The following is a 16,072-nucleotide window of genomic DNA, read 5'->3' as shown; positions in this document are numbered from 1 at the left end:
ACGATCATCGGCCCGCCGCGACGTCCTCGATCAGGCCCACCAGGGTGGCCTCGGTGGTCTCGCCCAGCACCCGGGCAGCGATCCGCCCCTGCGCGTCCACCACCACCGTGGACGGAATGGCGCTCAACGGCAGCTGCCCCGAGAAGGCGAGCACGAGGGCGCCTGAGGGGTCGTACAGGTTGGGGTAGGAGATCTTGAAGTCGCGGACGAACGCCTGGGCCTGGGCGATGCCGGAGTCGCGGGTGTTGAGCCCGACGAACTGGGCCGTCTTCGTCGTCCGCTCGGCGGCTGCGGCCAGGGCCGGGGCCTCCTTGACGCACGGCGGGCACCACGACCCCCACACGTTGTAGACGATCACCCTGCCGTCGTCAACGGAACTGCTGCTCCAGGCCTTTCCGTCCAGCGTGGTGCCCTCGATCGGCGGCGCGGCCGTCCGCTGGTCGATCGGCACCCGGGTGATCGAGCCGTCTCCGCTGACGTAGCCGCCACCGCTCGACGTCGAACCGGTGCAGCCGGCCAGGGCCGGCAGCAGCAGGGCGACGAGCAGGCAGACGAACCGGCGCATCAGGATCCGGGGCGGAACAGCACTCGGGACTTCTTCGGCGGCACCAGGTCGGCGGCCGGCTCGGCGTAGTCGACGGCGACGATGCGGTCGTCGATCAGGGTGAAGGAGGTGACGCTGGCCAGCCGGCACTGCCGCTTGCGCGGGTCGTGCACCAGCGGACGCCCCTCGGCGGCCAGCCGGGAGATCCAGATCGGCAGTTCGTGCATCACGATCAGCGCCTGGCCCCCGTCGCCGGCGGCCCGGGCGGCGTCGCCCATCGCCTCGCGCACCCGCGCCACGATCGAGGTGTAGGGCTCGCCCCAGGAGGGCTGGAGCGGGTTGCGCAGCTGCCACAGGTTGGTGGGCAGCAGCAGCTTCTCGTTGAAGCGGCCGAAGTTGCTGCCCTCGAAGTAGTTGGCCGCCTCGATCACCCGCTCGTCGGTGACGATCTCGAGCTCGGGGTGCCGCTCGGCGATCGGCGCCATCGTCTCCCGGGCCCGCTGCAGCGGTGAGCAGCGCAGGTGGGTCAACTCGGCGTCGGCGAAGTACTCGCCGAGCCGCTGCGCCATCGCCCGGCCGACCTCACTCAGCCCGTACCCGGGGAGCCGTCCGTAGAGAATGCCGTCAGGGTTGTGAACCTGCCCGTGGCGGACCAGGTGAACGACCGATTGCATGGGTTGGCTGGGCCTTTCGCTTGCTCGGCCTCCAACAATACGGGACGCCGCAGACGCCCCCGGCCAGGGCGTTCAGCCGGTGGCCGCGAGCCGCACCCCGCGGCGCAGGTCGGCGGCGATGGCCGCCGGTGCCAGCAGTTCGAGCGCCGCGGCGAGCGGACGCCACGGGCCGCGTCCGGTCAGGGCGAAGGTGGCGACCAGCACGCTGGACGATTGCGACGCGGCGACGAAGTCGAGCCGCAGCACGGCACGCAGTCCGCGCCAGCGGCCCTGCTCCGTCCAACTCTGCGGCGGCTCGGACGCCGACACCCACAGGTGCGGGCGGGCCCCGACCGCGGTCACGTCGGTCCAGCGCGTGCCGGGTGAGCCGTCCCCGCTGAGATGGTCCACGGCAAGCAGGCTGGCCTGCCACTGCGGACGCCGACGCGGATCGGTCAGGTAGTCGAACAGCACGGGGGCGGCGACCGGGGCCGTTATGGTGACCGAGCGCGTCATCGTGCCAGCGCGGCGCGCAACTGCCGCTCGTCGAGGAACCAGATCGCCAGCCGGACGCCGTCCACCAACGTCACCGGCACATGGTCGGTGTGCGTGGCCAGGGCAGGGTCGGCGTCCACGTCGAGGGTCGTGAACGTGGCGCCGGCTTCGGCGCAGACCCGACGGGCGATTTCGACGGCGTCGACGCAGAGGTGACAGCCGTCGCGCACGATGACCTGCACCCGGGCAGTGGTCATCATGGCGCGGACCGGTTGGCTACTTACCGGCGCGACGACGCTGGATGCGCGTCTTCTTCAGAAGCTTGCGGTGCTTCTTCTTCGCCATCCGCTTGCGACGCTTCTTGATGACCGAACCCACGTGCTGACCTCTCGCTGATTACGTGCGGGATTGACCCGCGGACGACGGCTGGGCGAGCCAGCCAACCGGGCAAGCTTACCGAGTGCCCCACACCGAGTGCGAATTGCCCCCGGTTCTCGGCGCCGACGTCATCAGCCCGCGTCGTAGAAGGACTGTTGCAGGTAGGCGTTGACCGCGTGCTCGGGTACGCGGAAGCTTCGCCCGAACCGCACCGCCTCGAGTTCCCCGGAATGGATCAGCCGGTAGACGCTCATCCGCGAGACCCGCAACAGCGTGGCGACCTCGGTGACCTTGAGGAACTTGATCGCTGACAACGGGACGGGCGAGTCGGTCATCGGAACTCTTCTCTGGGCCGGAAAGTGCACGGCGCCAACCCCGGTCGACGCTGATGTGCGGGCCACCATACCCCACCCGGTGGCCGGCCGCAGCCCGCGCGCAAAGGGGGCCACGCCGGGGTCAGGCGAGTGCCCTGCTGCGGTCCCGGGCGGCCTCGATGGCGGTCAGGAAGGCCGCCTTGACGCGGTGGTCCTCGAGCTGCCGCAACGCCGCGGCCGTGGTACCGCCGGGCGAGGTGACCTGCTCGCGCAGCACCGTCGGATGCTGCCCGGACTCGACCAGCAGCTTGGCCGAACCGAACATCGTCTGGTTGACCAGGGTGGTCGAGATGTCGCGGGGCAGGCCCAGCATCACACCGGCGTCGATCATGGCCTCGACGACGAAGAACAGGTACGCCGGCCCCGACCCGGAGATCGCCGTGACGGCGTCCTGATAGGCCTCGGGCACGGTGATCGCCCGGCCCAGCGCGGACATCAGTTCGAGCGCGTGGTCGAGATCGGCCGGGGACGCCGAGCGCCCGCCGGAGACCGCGGCCATCCCCTCACCGACCAGCGCCGGCGTGTTCGGCATCACCCGGACGACGGCGGTGCCCTCGGGCAGGTGGCTCTCCAGCTTCTCGGTGGTCACCCCTGCGCACAGCGACACCACCAGGGTGTGCGGCCGCAGCACGGGTGCGATCTCGGGCAGCACCGCCCCGACGTCCTGCGGCTTGACCACCAGAATCACCGTGTCCGCCTCGGCCGCGGCCTCGGCGTTGGTGGCGGTGGTGGGGATGCCGTGGGCGGCGGTCATCTCGGTGCGGCGGAAGTCACGCCGGTCGGCCACCACGATGTCGTCGGCCGCCCAACCGCCCTTCAGCAGCCCACTGACCAGCGCCTCGCCCATCACGCCGGCGCCGATCACCGCCAACCGGGTCATCGCGCCGCCACCAGTTCGGCGACCTGCACGGCGTTCAGGGCGGCGCCCTTGCGCAGGTTGTCGCTGCTGACGAACAGCACGATGCCGCGTCCGTCCGGCACCGACTGGTCGGTGCGGATGCGGCCGACGAACGACGGGTCGGCGCCGGCCGCCAGCCGCGGGGTCGGGACGTCGGCGAGCGCCACGCCGGGCGCGGTCGACAGGATGCCCCGAGCCCGGTGCGGGCTCAACTCCTCGGCGAACTCGGCGTGCACCACCAGCGAGTGCCCGGTGAAGACGGGGACCCGCACGCAGGTGCCCGCCACGGCCAGGTCGGGCAGGTGCAGGATCTTGCGCGACTCGTTGCGCAGCTTCTGCTCCTCGTCGGTCTCGGCCGTACCGTCGTCGACGACCGAACCGGCCACCGGCACCACGTTGAACGCGATCGGGGCCAGGTAGGGCGAGGGGTCGGCGACCTCGTCGAGGCGTCCGTGCAGGGCGAGTGCGGAGGGATCGTGGGTGTCCTGCGACTGGGTCAGCAGCGCGGCGATGCCCTTCACACCCGAGCCGGACACGGCCTGATAGGTGGCGATCACCAGGCGCTGCAGCCCCGCCGCGTCGTGCAGCGGCTTGAGCACCGGCATGGCCGCCATGGTGGTGCAGTTGGGGTTGGCGATGATCCCCTTGGCCGGGTCGATGGCGTCCTCGGGGTTGACCTCGCTGACCACCAGCGGCACGTCGGGGTCCTTGCGCCAGGCGCTGGAGTTGTCGACCACCACGGCGCCGGCGGCGGCCACCTTGGGCGCGTACTCGCGCGACATGGTGGCGCCGGCACTCATCAGCGCGATGTCGAGGCCGTCGAAGTCGGCGGTGGCGGTGTCCTCGACGGTGATCGGGGTGCCCTTGAAGTCGAGGCTCCTGCCGGCCGACCGGGCCGAGGAGAAGAACCGGATCGACTCGATCGGGAAATCCCGCTCGACGAGCAACGATCGCATCACATTGCCGACGGTGCCGGTGGCACCGAAAACTCCCACACGCATGAGGGTCAGCCTATCGGTGCCGACCGCCCGGGCCCTGCCCCGTCCCGCTGGCCCGGTCACCGACCGCTCGTCAAGGTTGGCGAGCGAGGGGTGGTGGGGCGCGCGAGAATGGGGCCGTGCCCGCCACGCTCGACCTGGACTTCCCGTTCACCGGCCGCTGGCTGGTCCGTAACAGCCCGGCCAACCGGGTGCCCAGCCACGGCACCTCGCTGTTCGCCAGTTCGTACGCGATCGACTTCGTGCCGCTGGACGCCGCCGGTCGCGGGACTCCCCTCGGCCTGCGCGCGCTGCTGCGCCCGCAGCCGCCGGAACAGTTCCGCGGCTTCGGACGGCCACTGCTCGCGCCGGTCGGCGGGCTGGTGGTGAGTGCGCACGCGGCCGAGCCCGATCACCACGCCCACCGGGGGCTGCCCTCACTCGGCTACGCGCTGGGTCAGCGCCGCCGGGCCGCGGCGGGCTGGCCGGCCCTGGCCGGCAACCACGTGCTGATCGAGCAGGCGGGCGTGGTGGTCGCGTTGTGCCACCTGCGGTGGGGCAGCCTGCTGGTCGAACCCGGGCAACGGGTCGAGGCCGGCGATCCGGTGGGCCTGTGCGGCAACTCCGGCAACAGCACCGAGCCGCACGTGCACCTGCAGGCCTTCGACCACCCCGACCCCGTTCGCGCCCGGGCGGTGCCGGTCACCTTCGCCGGCGCCCTCCCCCGCAACGGCCAGGTGGTCGAGGGACGCTCCCGCCCTCAGAGCCAGTCGACGTAGGGGGCGATCAGGGAGTAGCCGACGAAGGCGAACAGGTCGAGGATGATGTGCGCCGCCACCAGTGGGCCGACCCGTTTGTAGCGCAGGTAGAGCCAGCCGAAAACCAGGCCCATCACCAGGTTGCCGACGAAGCCGCCGAACCCCTGGTAGAGGTGGTACGAACCACGGATCACCGCCGAGCCGATCAGCACGGCCGCCGTCGTCCAGCCGCACTGGGCCATCCGGGTGAACCAGTAGCCGACGATCACCACCTCTTCGAGCACCCCGTTCATCACCGCCAGTCCGACCAGTACCGGGATCGTCCACCAGTTCTCCGCCAGGTTCGCCGGCTGCACGTTGGTGTTGAGCCCGAACGCCCGGGCGGCGAAGTAGAGCCCCAGTCCGGGAATGCCGATGCCGGCCGCGATCGCGAAGCCCCAGCCGAGGTCCTGCCACGGCCGGCGCAGGTCGAAGCCGATCCGGTCCCGGTCGCCGGTCAGCCGCAGCAGGTACAGCGCCAGCAGGGCCGGCACCAGCGGGAAGACGACGCCGGCCAGCTGGTAGGACAGGTCGAGCCACGGTCGGTCCGGGGTCACCGAGGAGTTGATGGTGGTGGTCTGCTGGCCGAGCGGCTCGGGCCGGCTGAGCTTCTCGGCGATCGACAGGATCGAGTACACCGCGGACTGGCCGAGGGACACCCCGAGGACCAGCAGGACCTCCCAACCCCACCGCGGCCGGCACGCCGGCGGGGCCGGCGGGGCCGGCTCGGCGACGGGCACCGGTTCGCTCACGCGGCCCCCTTCACCTGGTTCAGGTGTCGCCGCGCGAACGCCAGCGCTGTGTCCAGCGCCTCCTCGCGGCCGCCCCGGTCAGCGTCGTTGGTGTTCACCTCCAGGACGACGTGGCCCGCGTAGCCGCGTCGGGACAACTCCTCCAGCACCTCATCGGCCCGCTGGTTGCCCTGACCGGGCAGCAGGTGCTCGTCCTTGGCCGAGCCGTTGCCGTCGGTGAGGTGGACGTGAGCCAGCCGGTCGTCCCACCGGCGGACCAACTCGAGCGAATCCTGCCGGGCGGTGGCGGCGTGGGACAGGTCGAGCGTGAGGTGGTCGTAGTCGAGGTCGGTCGGGTCCCAACTCGGCCGGTAGGCCTTGAAGTCGCCGCCACCCGGCGCCCGCCACGGGAACATGTTCTCCACCGCGATCCGCACCCCACTGCGGTCGGCCAGCTCGCGCACGCCCTCGACGAACCTGGTTGCGTAGCTGCGTTGCCACCGGAACGGCGGATGCACCACGACCAGGTCGGCGTCCAGTTGGTTGGCCGCCTCGGTGGCCCGCTCGAGCTTGACCCAGGGATCGGTCCCCCAGACCCGCTGGGTGATCAGCAGGCAGGGCGCGTGCACCGACACCACCGGCATCTGGTGATAGTCACGCAGGCGCTCCACGGCGTCCACGTCGGCCGCGAGCGGATCGATGCCGACCATCAACTCGACGCCGTCGTAGCCGAGCAGGCTGGCGATCTCGAAGCCGGCGGCGGTGCTCTCGGGGTAGACCGAGGACGTCGACAGGGCGACCTTGACGTCGCTCCCGGAGTCACTCACACCGGCAATCATAGGGGCGAGCGCCAGCCGGCCGGGCAAGGCTGACGGTCATCATCTGACACGTCATATTTCCTCGCCGTAACCGTTTCGTGACGCGCGACGGCAGGGCCGGGCCTCCCGCAGGGCCCGATTTCGCATCGGCGGGCCCCGCCGGTCAGAATGTCGGTATGCATGTCGATCACTTGACGTTCGCGGCTGGTCCGGACGGTCTCAAGGCTGAGGTCGAGAGACTGGGTGACCTGCTCGGCGCCAAGTTCCGCGACGGCGGCTTCCACCCCCGCTTCGGCACCCGCAACAACATTCTGCCGCTGGCCGACGACCGTTATCTCGAAGTGGTCGAGGTGCTCGAGCACCCCGCCGCCGAGAAGGCCCCGTTCGGTCAGGCCGTCCGGGCACGCTCCGAGATGGGCGGCGGCTGGCTGGGCTGGGTCGTGTCGGTGCCCGACCTCGCCCCCTACGAGATCCGGCTGGGTCGCGAGGCCGTGATCGGCTCGCGGCACTTCCCCGACGGCCGGCTGCTGGAATGGCAGCAGATCGGGGTCAAGGGACTGATCGCCGACCCGCAACTGCCGTATTTCATCAGGTGGACCAGCGACGAGTCGGTGCTGCCCAAGGCGCTGCACGGCGACCTGCAACTGGCCGAGCTCGAGATCTCGGGCAACGAGGAGCGGGTCGAGGCCTGGATCGGCGCAGAGGTCGACGGCGCCTTCGACGGCATCAACATTCGCTTCACGGCCCCCAACGGCCAGCCCGGCCTGGTCGCGGCCACCTTCAACACGCCCAACGGCCTGGTCCGGATCTGACCCGGGCGGACGCCCCCGGCGCGGGGCGTCCGGAACTGTCGGGGCCGCCCCCTAGCCTGCGGAGCATGGCCAAGACCGCTGTCGCCCACCGGTGCTCCGAGTGCGGCTGGACGAGCGCCCGCTGGGTCGGGCGCTGCACCCAATGCCAGAGCTGGGGCTCGATGGCTCCGCACACCCCTGTGGCGAGCCGCCCCGGCGGGGCACGCGAGGCACCGACGCATCCCGCGCGGCCGATCGGCCAGGTGCCGGTGGCCGAGGCGGCGTCCACCCCGACGGGGGTCGCCGAACTCGACCGGGTGCTCGGCGAGGGCCTGGTCGCGGGCGCCGTGGTGCTGCTCGCCGGTGAACCGGGTGTCGGCAAGTCAACCCTGCTGCTCGACGTGGCCGGCCGCTGGGCGTCCGGTTCGGGCCGCACCCTGTACGTCTCGGCTGAAGAGTCGGCCGCCCAGGTGCGGCTGCGTGCGGGCCGCATCGGCGCCCTGGCCGACGAGCTGTACCTGGCCGCCGAGACCGATCTGGGCGCGATCCTCGCCCAGATCGAGCAGGTCGAGCCGCGGCTGCTGGTGCTCGACTCGGTGCAGGCGGTGACGGTCGGCGGCAGCGACGGGGTCAGTGGCGGGGTGGCCCAGGTGCGCGAGGTCACCAACGCGCTGGTCCGGGTCGCCAAGGCCCGCCGGCTGCCGGTGCTGCTGGTCGGCCACGTCACCAAGGAGGGCACGGTCGCCGGGCCCCGGCTGCTGGAGCACCTGGTCGACGTGGTGCTGTCGTTCGAGGGCGACAGGCACAGCGGGCTGCGACTGGTCCGGGCCACCAAGAACCGCTTCGGCCCGGCCGACGAGGTGGGCTGTTTCGAGATGACCGAGAGCGGCATCCGCGAGGTCGTCGACCCGAGCCGGCTGTTCGCCTCCGCCCGCGCCGAACCGGTGCCGGGCACGGCGCTGACCGTCACCCTGCAGGGGCGGCGTCCGCTGCTCAGCGAGGTGCAGGCCCTGGTCGCTCCCTCCGCCGCCCAGGTGCCGCGCCGGGTCACCCACGGTCTGGAGTCGGGCCGGGTGTCGGTGATCCTGGCCGTGTTGCAGCGCAAGGCCGGCGTCCGCCTGCACAACAAGGAGGCCTACGTCTCGACGGTGGGCGGCGCCAAACTGGCCGACCCGGCCGCCGACCTGGCCGTGGCGCTCGCGGTCGCGTCCGCGGCCGTCGAGCGCACCTACCACCGGCCGGTGATCGCCCTGGGCGAGGTCGGCCTGTCCGGCGAATTGCGGCCGGTGGCCGGCCTCGAGCGCCGGCTCGCCGAGGCGCGCAGGCTGGGGTTCACCCTGGCCATCGTGCCGCCGGGCGTCACCGCCCGCCCCGACGGCATGAAGGTGGTCGAGGTGGCCTCGGCCGATGCGGCCGTCGACTTGCTGGGCCTGCGCCCGACCCGCAAGAAGGAGTACACCGGGCCACCCAGGCTGCGGCTTGCCGGCCCCGACCCCGCCGGCTGACCACCGGGGTAGTCTGTGGCAGATCCCGCCGCCGCCCCCATGTCGCAAGAGGTCCCCCGTGAGCGTCCCGTCGAACCGCCTCAACCGGGCGCTTGCCCTGATCGCACCCGGCACGGCCGTGCGCGACGGCCTGGACCGCATCGTGCTGGGCCGCACCGGCGCACTGGTCACGCTGGGCAGCAACGCAAGGCTGCAGGCGCTGATCACCGGCGGCTTCGCCATCGACGTCCCGTTCAGTCCCACCGCGCTGCGCGAACTGGCCAAGATGGACGGCGCGATCGTGCTCGACAACGACCTCGACCGCATTCTGTACGCCGCGGTGCAACTGATGCCGGACGCGGCGGTGGAGACCGCCGAGACCGGCACCCGGCACCGGACGGCCGACCGGGTGGCCCGACAGACCGGCGTCCCGACCACGACGGTCTCGGCGTCGATGTCGACCATCTCGCTGTTCATCGACAACCGACGCTGGGTGGTGCAGCGTCCCGAACAGTTGCTGCCCCGTGCCAACCAGGCGCTGGCCACCCTGGCCCGCTACGCCGAACGCCTGTCGGCTGCCGTCGCCAGGCTGTCGGCGGCCGAGGTGCAGGATTCGGTGACCGTGGCCGACATCACCCTGATCGCTCAGCGGCTGGAGATGATGCACCGGCTGCGCAAGGAGCTGAACGGCTACACCGTCGAGTTGGGCAGCGACGGCCGGCTGGTGCGGTTGCAGTTGCAGGAGCTGATCTCGGGTCTGGACGAGCTCGCCGTCCAGCTCGAGCGCGACTACAGCACCGACGAGGCCGGCCTGCGGTTCGCTCGACTCTCCACCCTGGACACCGACGACCTCGCCCACGCCGAGCTGATCGCGCAGGCCTGCGGCCTGGGCACCCAGGTGAGCAGGAAGCTGGCACCCCGCGGGCACCGCCAGCTGGCACTGATCGGCCGGCTGCCCAGCTCGGTCGCCGACTCGCTGGTGGGCCACTTCGGCAACCTGCAGGGCTTGTTCGGGGCGAGCACCGCCGACCTGCTGGCGGTCGAGGGCGTCGACTACGGCATCGCTCGCACCGTGCGCGAGGGCCTCGTCCGGCTCACCGAATCGGCCTACGCCGAGCGGCTCGGCTGATCCGTCCTACGACGCCTTGGTCAACTGGAACGCCATCTGCCGGGTCGAATCCTTCAGGTAGGTGGCGGTGGCGACGTAGGTACCGGCGCCCAGCACGCTCTTGGCCTGCTTGCAGCCCTCGGCCGAGCGGAACGTCTTCCAGGTGACCTTGAACTCGACCGCCTTGCCGGCCTCGAGCGTCTGCTTCTTCACCTCGGGCAGCCACTTCTCGCAGTGCGCTGTGCTCCAGATCGGATCCTTGCCCGAGTTGACCCGCAGCACGAAGGTGTCGGCGTTGATCGCCATCACGCACGGCAGCGCGGTGTTGTTCTCGACTGTGACGCTGAAGGTCTGGGTGGCGCCGGACTTCACGCTCTTGAAACCGCTGAGTTCCAGCTGGACACCGATCGCCTCGCAGGTCGCGGTGCCCGCGGACGCGGTCGGGGTGGCACTGGCGCTGGGCGAGGGCTCCGTCGAGGAGGACGTGCTCGTGGAGGAGAACGGGCTGGGTGTTTCGGAGGCGACCGTCTCGGTCGCGGTCGGGGTGCCCGACGCCTCGGGGGTCGCCGTCACCGGCTGGCCCTTGGGCAGGAAGGCCCACACCAGCAAGCCGACAACCACCACCGCGACGAGCAGGACCAGGAGCCGCCGGATCCAGTACACCTGGGGTGGCTGGGGACCTTTCCCGGTCAGCACATCGCTCATGGCCCAAGGGTAGGCAGCGGCACCCGCACCCGTCGGTGCACCACGCCGCAGCCGCCTACAGTGGCCGGATGGACTCCACCCGCCAGGTCGATGCGATCCTCGCCTGGTACGACCGGCACGCCCGCGATCTGCCCTGGCGGCGTCCGGACGCCGACCCGTGGGGCGTGCTGGTGAGCGAGTTCATGCTGCAGCAGACCCCGGTGGCGAGAGTGCTGGCACCGTGGCGGGACTGGCTGCAGCGGTGGCCGACACCGGCCGCCCTGGCCGCCGACGACGTGGGTGAGGCCGTCCGTGCCTGGGGACGGCTGGGCTACCCACGGCGGGCCCAGCGGCTGCACGCCGCCGCGTCCGTCATCGTCGAGCGTCACGCGGGCCGGGTGCCCTCCGACCCCGAACAGTTGCGGGCGCTGCCCGGCGTGGGTGACTACACCGCCGCGGCGGTGGCCGCGTTCGCCTACGGTGCCCGCACCGTCGTCCTCGACGTCAACGTGCGCCGGGTGCTGGCCAGGCTGGCGACCGGCAGCGACGCCCCGCAGGGAGCGCCGAGCTCGGCCGAGCGCCGGCTGGCGCAGGCGTGGTTGCCCGAGGGACCGGACGCCCCGCGCTGGTCGGTCGCCGCGATGGAACTCGGCGCCCAGCTGTGCCGCGCGAGCGCGCCGCGCTGCGCCGAGTGCCCGGTGGCCGGGGACTGCCGGTGGCTGGCGGCCGGACGCCCGGCCGGACCGCCCCGGCGGCGTCAGCTCTACGCGGGCACCGACCGGGCCGCCCGTGGCCGGGTGCTGGCCGTGCTGCGGGAGCAGCGGCGCGACCGGTCGGCCTCCGTCGCGGAGCTGATCGACGGCTGGCCCGACCCGGCCCAGGCCCGCGCGGCGCTGGCATCGCTGGTCGCCGACGGCCTGGTGCTCCAGACCCCCACCGGCTACCGGCTCTGAGTCGGCGCCACTGCCGCCCCGTATCCTTGGCGACGAGGAGGAACGATGAGCAACGAGCAGTACTCACCCTGGGCCAGCGGGGACGGCTTCGGCACGCCCGCCCCCCAGCAGCGCCCGTCGCCACCCGAGGACTACCCGCCCACGCTCGACCAGCCGGCGTCCAACTACTCCAATCCGACGGTCGGCCACGCCAATCCCACAAGCACCTACTCCAATCCGGCCGTGGGTGACAGCGCGGAGCCGACCGGCTGGTCACAGCCCCAGCAGTTCGGTTCGGCGCTGCAGCCGGCCCAGCCGCAGTACCCCTCCCCCGCCCAGGCGTACAGCTTCGGCCAGCGGCTGCCCTACGGACTGTCGGCCGAGCAGCCGGAGCACCCCAACGCGACGGCGGCACTGGTGGTAGGCATCGTCGGCATCATGGCGCTGTTCGTGATGTTTCCGCTGATCAGCCCGGTGGCGTGGTACCTGGGCGCGAAGGGCCGGCGCGAGATGCGCGAACAGCCCGGACGCTGGCGCACCAGCGGATCGCTGACCGCGGGCTACGTGCTCGGCATCGTCGGCACCCTGATAGCAATCGCCTTCGTGGCCCTGATCCTCGTCGCGCTGGCGCTGGTCGTCGCCTGACCGGGCGGGCCGGCAACGACGAAACGCCCCGGGGAGTCCTCCCCGGGGCGTTCGTCGTGATCAGCGTCAGTTGGCCTGACCCAACTCGGCCGGGACGTCCGGCATCTCGGCCTTGGGCACACCGGTGAACGAGAACGCCAGCTCGGAGCCCTCGGGCGCCACGTCGACCACCACGATCTCGCCGGGGTGGATGTCGGCGAACAGGATCTTCTCGGCCAGGATGTCCTCAATGTCGCGCTGGATGGCGCGCCGCAACGGACGGGCTCCCAGCACCGGGTCGAAGCCACGCTTGGCGATCAGCGCCTTGGCGGCCTGGGTCAGCTCCATGCCCATGTCCTTGTCCCTGAGCCGGGTCTCGATCTCGCCGACCATCAGGTCGACGATCCGCTCGATGTCCGACTGCGACAACTGATGGAACACCACGATCTCGTCGACACGGTTCAGGAATTCCGGACGGAAGTGCTGCTTGAGCTCGTCGGAGACCTTCGCCTTCATCTTCTCGTAGCTGCTGACATCGTCGCCGGACTGGCTGAATCCGAGATTCACCGACTTCGAGATATCGCGGGTACCGAGGTTCGTGGTCATCACGATCACGGTGTTCTTGAAGTCGACCACGCGACCCTGGGCGTCGGTCAACCGGCCCTCGTCCAGAATCTGCAGCAGCGAGTTGAAGATGTCCGGGTGCGCCTTCTCGATCTCGTCGAAAAGGACGACGCTGAACGGCTTGCGGCGCACCTTCTCGGTGAGCTGGCCGCCCTCCTCGTAGCCCACATACCCGGGCGGTGAACCGAACATCCGCGACGCGGTGTGCTTCTCGGAGTATTCGCTCATGTCGAGGGTGATCAAGGCGTCCTCGTCACCGAACAGGAATTCCGTGAGCGCCTTGGTCAGCTCGGTCTTACCCACACCGGACGGGCCGGCGAAGATGAACGAACCGGAGGGCCGCTTCGGATCCTTCAGGCCGGCGCGCGTCCGCCTGATGGAACGCGACAGCGCCTTGACCGCATCATGCTGGCCGATGTAGCGCTTGCCGATCTCCTCCTCCATCTTGAGCAGCCGCGACGACTCCTCCTCGGTGAGCTTGAACACCGGAATGCCGGTGGCCGAGCTGAGCACCTCGGCGATCTCCTCCTCGCCGACCTCGGCCGGCACGTCGGAGTCGCCCACCTTCCACGCCTCCTCCTTCTCGGAGCGGGCGATCAGCAGCTTGCGCTCGTCGTCGCGCAGCCGCGCGGCGCGCTCGAAGTCCTGCGCATCGATCGCGGCCTCTTTCTCGAGCCGCACCTTGGCGATCCGCTCGTCGAACTCGCGCAGGTCCGGCGGCGCGGTCATGCGGCGGATGCGCAGCCGGGCGCCCGCCTCGTCGATCAGGTCGATCGCCTTGTCGGGCAGGAAGCGGTCGGAGATGTAGCGGTCGGCCAACTGGGCCGCTGCGGTCAGCGCCGTGTCGGTGATGGTGATCCGGTGGTGCGCCTCGTAGCGGTCGCGCAGCCCGCGCAGGATGTCGATGGTCAGCGCGATGCTGGGCTCGGCCACCTGGATGGGCTGGAAGCGGCGCTCGAGCGCGGCGTCCTTCTCGATGTGCTTGCGATACTCGTCCAGCGTGGTGGCGCCGATGGTCTGCAGCTCGCCCCGAGCCAGCATGGGCTTCAGGATGGACGCCGCATCGATGGCGCCCTCGGCCGCACCGGCACCGACCAGGGTGTGGATCTCGTCGATGAACAGCACCACGTCGCCGCGGGTCTTGATCTCCTTGAGCACCTTCTTCAGGCGCTCTTCGAAGTCACCGCGGTAGCGCGAACCGGCCACCAGGGCACCCAGGTCGAGGGTGTAGATCTGCTTGTCGCGCAGCGTTTCGGGGACGTCGCCGCGGACGATCGCCTGGGAAAGACCCTCGACCACGGCGGTCTTGCCGACACCCGGCTCGCCGATCAGCACCGGGTTGTTCTTGGTGCGCCGCGACAGCACCGTCATCACCCGCTCGATCTCCTTCTCGCGCCCGATCACCGGGTCGAGCTTGTTCTCGCGAGCGGCCTGGGTCAGGTTGCGACCGAACTGGTCGAGGATCGAGCTGCCCTGCTGCTGCGGCCCGGACTCGGGCGCCCCGGCCGTGGCAGCCTCCTTGCCCTGGAAACCGCTGAGCAACTGCAGCACCTGGTTGCGAACCCGGTTGAGGTCGGCACCCAGCTTGATCAGCACCTGCGCGGCGACACCCTCACCCTCGCGGATCAGGCCGAGCAGGATGTGCTCGGTGCCGATGTAGGGGTGGTTGATCTGCAACGCTTCGCGCATCGACAACTCGAGCACCTTCTTGGCCCGCGGCGTGAAGGGGATGTGCCCCGTCGGCGCCTGCTGGCCCTGACCGATGATCTCCTCGACCTGCTCACGGACGGCCTCGAGCGAGATGCCGAGCGCCTCCAGCGCCTTGGCGGCCACGCCTTCGCCTTCGTGGATCAGGCCGAGCAGAATGTGCTCGGTGCCGATGTAATTGTGGTTCAGCATCCGGGCCTCGTCCTGGGCCAGGACGATCACCCGACGCGCTCGGTCGGTGAACCGGTCGAACATTCCGCACTCCTCACTCCGGCCGTCGGGCCGGGTGGCGCTCCGGCGGGATCGGCCGATCCAGCCCGGGCACCCTCAGTCTATGCAACCGACCCGCCGGGGGATCTGTTCCGGCTTCGCCCACGGCGAACGGCCCCGGAAAGTTCCCCGGGGCCGTTACATTTCACGCGGTCAGGCGTGGGCGCGCTCGTACGCCTCGCGCACCTCGGCGGGGACGCGTCCCCGCGACGAAACCTGGTAGCCGTTCTCGGTGGCCCAGGCCCTGATCTCGGTCGCCGGGCTGCCCGTGCCGCGCTTGCGGCCGGTCCCGGTCGAACCTGCCCTTCGGCGTCCACCCACCCGACGGGCGGCCGCGACGTAGGGGGCGAGCACGTCGCGGAATTGAGCGGCATTCGGTTCGGACAGATCGATCTCGTAGCTGACCGAATCGAGACCGAAGACAATCGTCTCGGCGGCCTCGGTGCTGTCCAGATCGTCTTCGAGTCGATAGACGATTCGTTGAGCCATTGAGTGTTCCTCCCTTGCGGGTCGTACCTGTATTTGCATTCCGACCGGTCCCCCGACAGTCGTTGCGGCAACCTTACAGGCAGCCAAATGATTTGTGAAAGTTGTCTCTTCGGATCCGCAAATGCACATTTATTCAGGCTGGACGCCGCAAGGAGGGTGCAGAATCGTCGAGCAGCCACAGTTGCCTGGCGGTCACCCACGGATCAATCGACTCACCACGCCGGACGAGTTCGACGATGTCGGCCTCGGCGGACAGGCTCGCCTGCATTTCCAGTTCGACGCGCAGCGCCTCGTAATTGCCGCGCAGCGTGGACAGTTCCTGTTGCAGCAGGCTGGCCGTCCGCTCGGCCGCGGCGGCACGCCGGCGCAGGGTGGCCGTCCGGCGGGTCAGCACCGTGAGGACGGCGGCGTGCCGGCGGCGCTCCGCGTGCAGTCGCTCGTAGAACCGGGCCGCCTCGTCGATCGAGCGCGCCTCGCGCAACCGGTCGGACGTCCGGTTCTCCCGCCAGGCCAGCAGGCAGGCCAGCAACGTTCCGGCGAGCAGCGCCGCCAGGCCGAGCCACCGGCTCAGCTGGTCACCCAGCAGCACCGCCAGGGTGGCCACGCAGCCGACCAGCACCAGCACCGTCCAGGAGACGACGCGGCCCCGGGTGGGGCGGCGGACTCGTCCCGGCGCAGGCTTCACGCCCGCAGC

Annotated in this window: 20 protein-coding genes; 6 read left to right on the top strand and 14 right to left on the bottom strand. The window is 70.7% G+C overall.

Going from position 1 to position 16,072, the window contains the following annotated elements:
* Positions 1-4: 4 nt before the first annotated feature.
* The 8 genes from OIE40_RS01250 to OIE40_RS01215 all read right to left on the bottom strand — a co-directional run bounded on the left by OIE40_RS01250 (position 5) and on the right by OIE40_RS01215 (position 4,352).
* Positions 5-568, bottom strand: coding sequence for a TlpA family protein disulfide reductase (locus tag OIE40_RS01250; RefSeq protein ID WP_413774456.1), 564 nt, complete (start codon positions 566-568; stop codon positions 5-7).
* Complete coding sequence (locus OIE40_RS01245; RefSeq protein WP_264699165.1) at positions 565-1,218, bottom strand: histidine phosphatase family protein; 654 nt, start codon at positions 1,216-1,218, stop codon at positions 565-567. Before OIE40_RS01245 ends, OIE40_RS01250 begins: the two co-directional genes overlap by 4 nt.
* Positions 1,219-1,290: 72 nt before the next feature.
* Positions 1,291-1,713, bottom strand: coding sequence for an SRPBCC family protein (locus OIE40_RS01240; protein ID WP_264699164.1), 423 nt, complete (start codon positions 1,711-1,713; stop codon positions 1,291-1,293).
* Positions 1,710-1,952 (bottom strand): glutaredoxin family protein, encoded by a 243-nt coding sequence (locus OIE40_RS01235; RefSeq protein WP_264699162.1) that lies wholly within the window; start codon positions 1,950-1,952, stop codon positions 1,710-1,712. Before OIE40_RS01235 ends, OIE40_RS01240 begins: the two co-directional genes overlap by 4 nt.
* A gap of 16 nt (positions 1,953-1,968) precedes the next feature.
* Positions 1,969-2,070, bottom strand: coding sequence for a 30S ribosomal protein bS22 (locus OIE40_RS01230; protein ID WP_002550589.1), 102 nt, complete (start codon positions 2,068-2,070; stop codon positions 1,969-1,971).
* Between the two features lie 131 nt (positions 2,071-2,201).
* Positions 2,202-2,405, bottom strand: a complete 204-nt coding sequence (locus tag OIE40_RS01225) for a helix-turn-helix domain-containing protein (RefSeq protein ID WP_264699020.1) — start codon at positions 2,403-2,405, stop codon at positions 2,202-2,204.
* Positions 2,406-2,526: 121 nt separating this feature from the next.
* Positions 2,527-3,324 (bottom strand): pyrroline-5-carboxylate reductase, encoded by a 798-nt coding sequence (gene proC / locus OIE40_RS01220; RefSeq protein WP_264699018.1) that lies wholly within the window; start codon positions 3,322-3,324, stop codon positions 2,527-2,529.
* On the bottom strand, positions 3,321-4,352 hold the full coding sequence (locus OIE40_RS01215) for an aspartate-semialdehyde dehydrogenase (RefSeq protein ID WP_264700647.1): 1,032 nt from the start codon (positions 4,350-4,352) through the stop codon (positions 3,321-3,323). Before OIE40_RS01215 ends, proC begins: the two co-directional genes overlap by 4 nt.
* Positions 4,353-4,459: 107 nt before the next feature.
* Between OIE40_RS01215 and OIE40_RS01210 the strand changes: the two genes are divergently transcribed.
* Positions 4,460-5,098: a M23 family metallopeptidase gene (locus OIE40_RS01210; RefSeq protein ID WP_264699016.1), complete on the top strand. Its 639-nt coding sequence runs from the start codon at positions 4,460-4,462 to the stop codon at positions 5,096-5,098.
* On the opposite strand, the gene OIE40_RS01205 is transcribed toward OIE40_RS01210, so the two are convergent.
* Complete coding sequence (locus OIE40_RS01205; protein WP_264700645.1) at positions 5,080-5,856, bottom strand: CPBP family intramembrane glutamic endopeptidase; 777 nt, start codon at positions 5,854-5,856, stop codon at positions 5,080-5,082. The genes OIE40_RS01210 and OIE40_RS01205 overlap by 19 nt on opposite strands.
* 8 nt (positions 5,857-5,864) lie before the next feature.
* Entirely contained in the window at positions 5,865-6,674 is an 810-nt protein-coding gene (locus tag OIE40_RS01200) for a sugar phosphate isomerase/epimerase family protein (protein WP_264699015.1), read from the bottom strand.
* 167 nt (positions 6,675-6,841) lie between these two features.
* Here OIE40_RS01200 and OIE40_RS01195 point away from each other — a divergent pair, with 167 nt between their 5' ends.
* From OIE40_RS01195 to disA, 3 genes are all read left to right on the top strand, one after another.
* Positions 6,842-7,477, top strand: a complete 636-nt coding sequence (locus tag OIE40_RS01195) for a VOC family protein (protein WP_264699013.1) — start codon at positions 6,842-6,844, stop codon at positions 7,475-7,477.
* A gap of 65 nt (positions 7,478-7,542) precedes the next feature.
* Complete coding sequence (gene radA / locus OIE40_RS01190) at positions 7,543-8,961, top strand: DNA repair protein RadA (protein ID WP_264699011.1); 1,419 nt, start codon at positions 7,543-7,545, stop codon at positions 8,959-8,961.
* Between the two features lie 58 nt (positions 8,962-9,019).
* Positions 9,020-10,069, top strand: a complete 1,050-nt coding sequence (disA, locus tag OIE40_RS01185; protein WP_264699009.1) for a DNA integrity scanning diadenylate cyclase DisA — start codon at positions 9,020-9,022, stop codon at positions 10,067-10,069.
* Between the two features lie 6 nt (positions 10,070-10,075).
* Here the strand turns inward: disA and OIE40_RS01180 are convergent, their stop codons facing one another.
* Positions 10,076-10,753 carry a hypothetical protein gene (locus OIE40_RS01180; RefSeq protein WP_264699007.1) on the bottom strand — a complete coding sequence of 226 codons (678 nt, stop codon included), beginning with the start codon at positions 10,751-10,753 and terminating at the stop codon, positions 10,076-10,078.
* A gap of 68 nt (positions 10,754-10,821) precedes the next feature.
* On the opposite strand from OIE40_RS01180, the gene OIE40_RS01175 reads away from it, so the two are divergent.
* Both OIE40_RS01175 and OIE40_RS01170 read left to right on the top strand, forming a co-directional pair.
* Positions 10,822-11,685 (top strand): A/G-specific adenine glycosylase, encoded by an 864-nt coding sequence (locus OIE40_RS01175; protein ID WP_264699005.1) that lies wholly within the window; start codon positions 10,822-10,824, stop codon positions 11,683-11,685.
* A 45-nt stretch (positions 11,686-11,730) separates the two neighbouring features.
* Positions 11,731-12,309 carry a hypothetical protein gene (locus tag OIE40_RS01170; protein WP_264699003.1) on the top strand — a complete coding sequence of 193 codons (579 nt, stop codon included), beginning with the start codon at positions 11,731-11,733 and terminating at the stop codon, positions 12,307-12,309.
* 66 nt (positions 12,310-12,375) lie between these two features.
* On the opposite strand, the gene OIE40_RS01165 is transcribed toward OIE40_RS01170, so the two are convergent.
* The 3 genes from OIE40_RS01165 to OIE40_RS01155 form a co-directional block, all read right to left on the bottom strand.
* Positions 12,376-14,874 (bottom strand): ATP-dependent Clp protease ATP-binding subunit, encoded by a 2,499-nt coding sequence (locus OIE40_RS01165; RefSeq protein WP_264699001.1) that lies wholly within the window; start codon positions 14,872-14,874, stop codon positions 12,376-12,378.
* Between the two features lie 168 nt (positions 14,875-15,042).
* On the bottom strand, positions 15,043-15,378 hold the full coding sequence (locus OIE40_RS01160) for a histone-like nucleoid-structuring protein Lsr2 (RefSeq protein WP_264699000.1): 336 nt from the start codon (positions 15,376-15,378) through the stop codon (positions 15,043-15,045).
* Between the two features lie 133 nt (positions 15,379-15,511).
* Positions 15,512-16,063, bottom strand: a complete 552-nt coding sequence (locus tag OIE40_RS01155; RefSeq protein WP_264698998.1) for a hypothetical protein — start codon at positions 16,061-16,063, stop codon at positions 15,512-15,514.
* Between the last annotated feature and the right edge of the window lie 9 nt (positions 16,064-16,072).

This window comes from Micropruina sonneratiae (assembly GCF_025972045.1).
GTDB lineage: Bacteria > Actinomycetota > Actinomycetes > Propionibacteriales > Propionibacteriaceae > Micropruina > Micropruina sonneratiae.
This window is presented reverse-complemented; position numbering and strand designations above follow the sequence as displayed.

Coding starts and splice junctions, on each gene's coding strand:
- OIE40_RS01240 (WP_264699164.1), bottom strand. CDS start 1,713: ATGACGCGCTCGGTCACCATAACGGCCCCGGTCGCCGCCCCCGTGCTG.
- OIE40_RS01165 (WP_264699001.1), bottom strand. CDS start 14,874: ATGTTCGACCGGTTCACCGACCGAGCGCGTCGGGTGATCGTCCTGGCC.
- OIE40_RS01225 (WP_264699020.1), bottom strand. CDS start 2,405: ATGACCGACTCGCCCGTCCCGTTGTCAGCGATCAAGTTCCTCAAGGTC.
- OIE40_RS01175 (WP_264699005.1), top strand. CDS start 10,822: ATGGACTCCACCCGCCAGGTCGATGCGATCCTCGCCTGGTACGACCGG.
- OIE40_RS01245 (WP_264699165.1), bottom strand. CDS start 1,218: ATGCAATCGGTCGTTCACCTGGTCCGCCACGGGCAGGTTCACAACCCT.
- OIE40_RS01235 (WP_264699162.1), bottom strand. CDS start 1,952: ATGATGACCACTGCCCGGGTGCAGGTCATCGTGCGCGACGGCTGTCAC.
- radA (WP_264699011.1), top strand. CDS start 7,543: ATGGCCAAGACCGCTGTCGCCCACCGGTGCTCCGAGTGCGGCTGGACG.
- OIE40_RS01180 (WP_264699007.1), bottom strand. CDS start 10,753: ATGAGCGATGTGCTGACCGGGAAAGGTCCCCAGCCACCCCAGGTGTAC.
- OIE40_RS01170 (WP_264699003.1), top strand. CDS start 11,731: ATGAGCAACGAGCAGTACTCACCCTGGGCCAGCGGGGACGGCTTCGGC.
- proC (WP_264699018.1), bottom strand. CDS start 3,324: ATGACCCGGTTGGCGGTGATCGGCGCCGGCGTGATGGGCGAGGCGCTG.
- OIE40_RS01195 (WP_264699013.1), top strand. CDS start 6,842: ATGCATGTCGATCACTTGACGTTCGCGGCTGGTCCGGACGGTCTCAAG.
- OIE40_RS01160 (WP_264699000.1), bottom strand. CDS start 15,378: ATGGCTCAACGAATCGTCTATCGACTCGAAGACGATCTGGACAGCACC.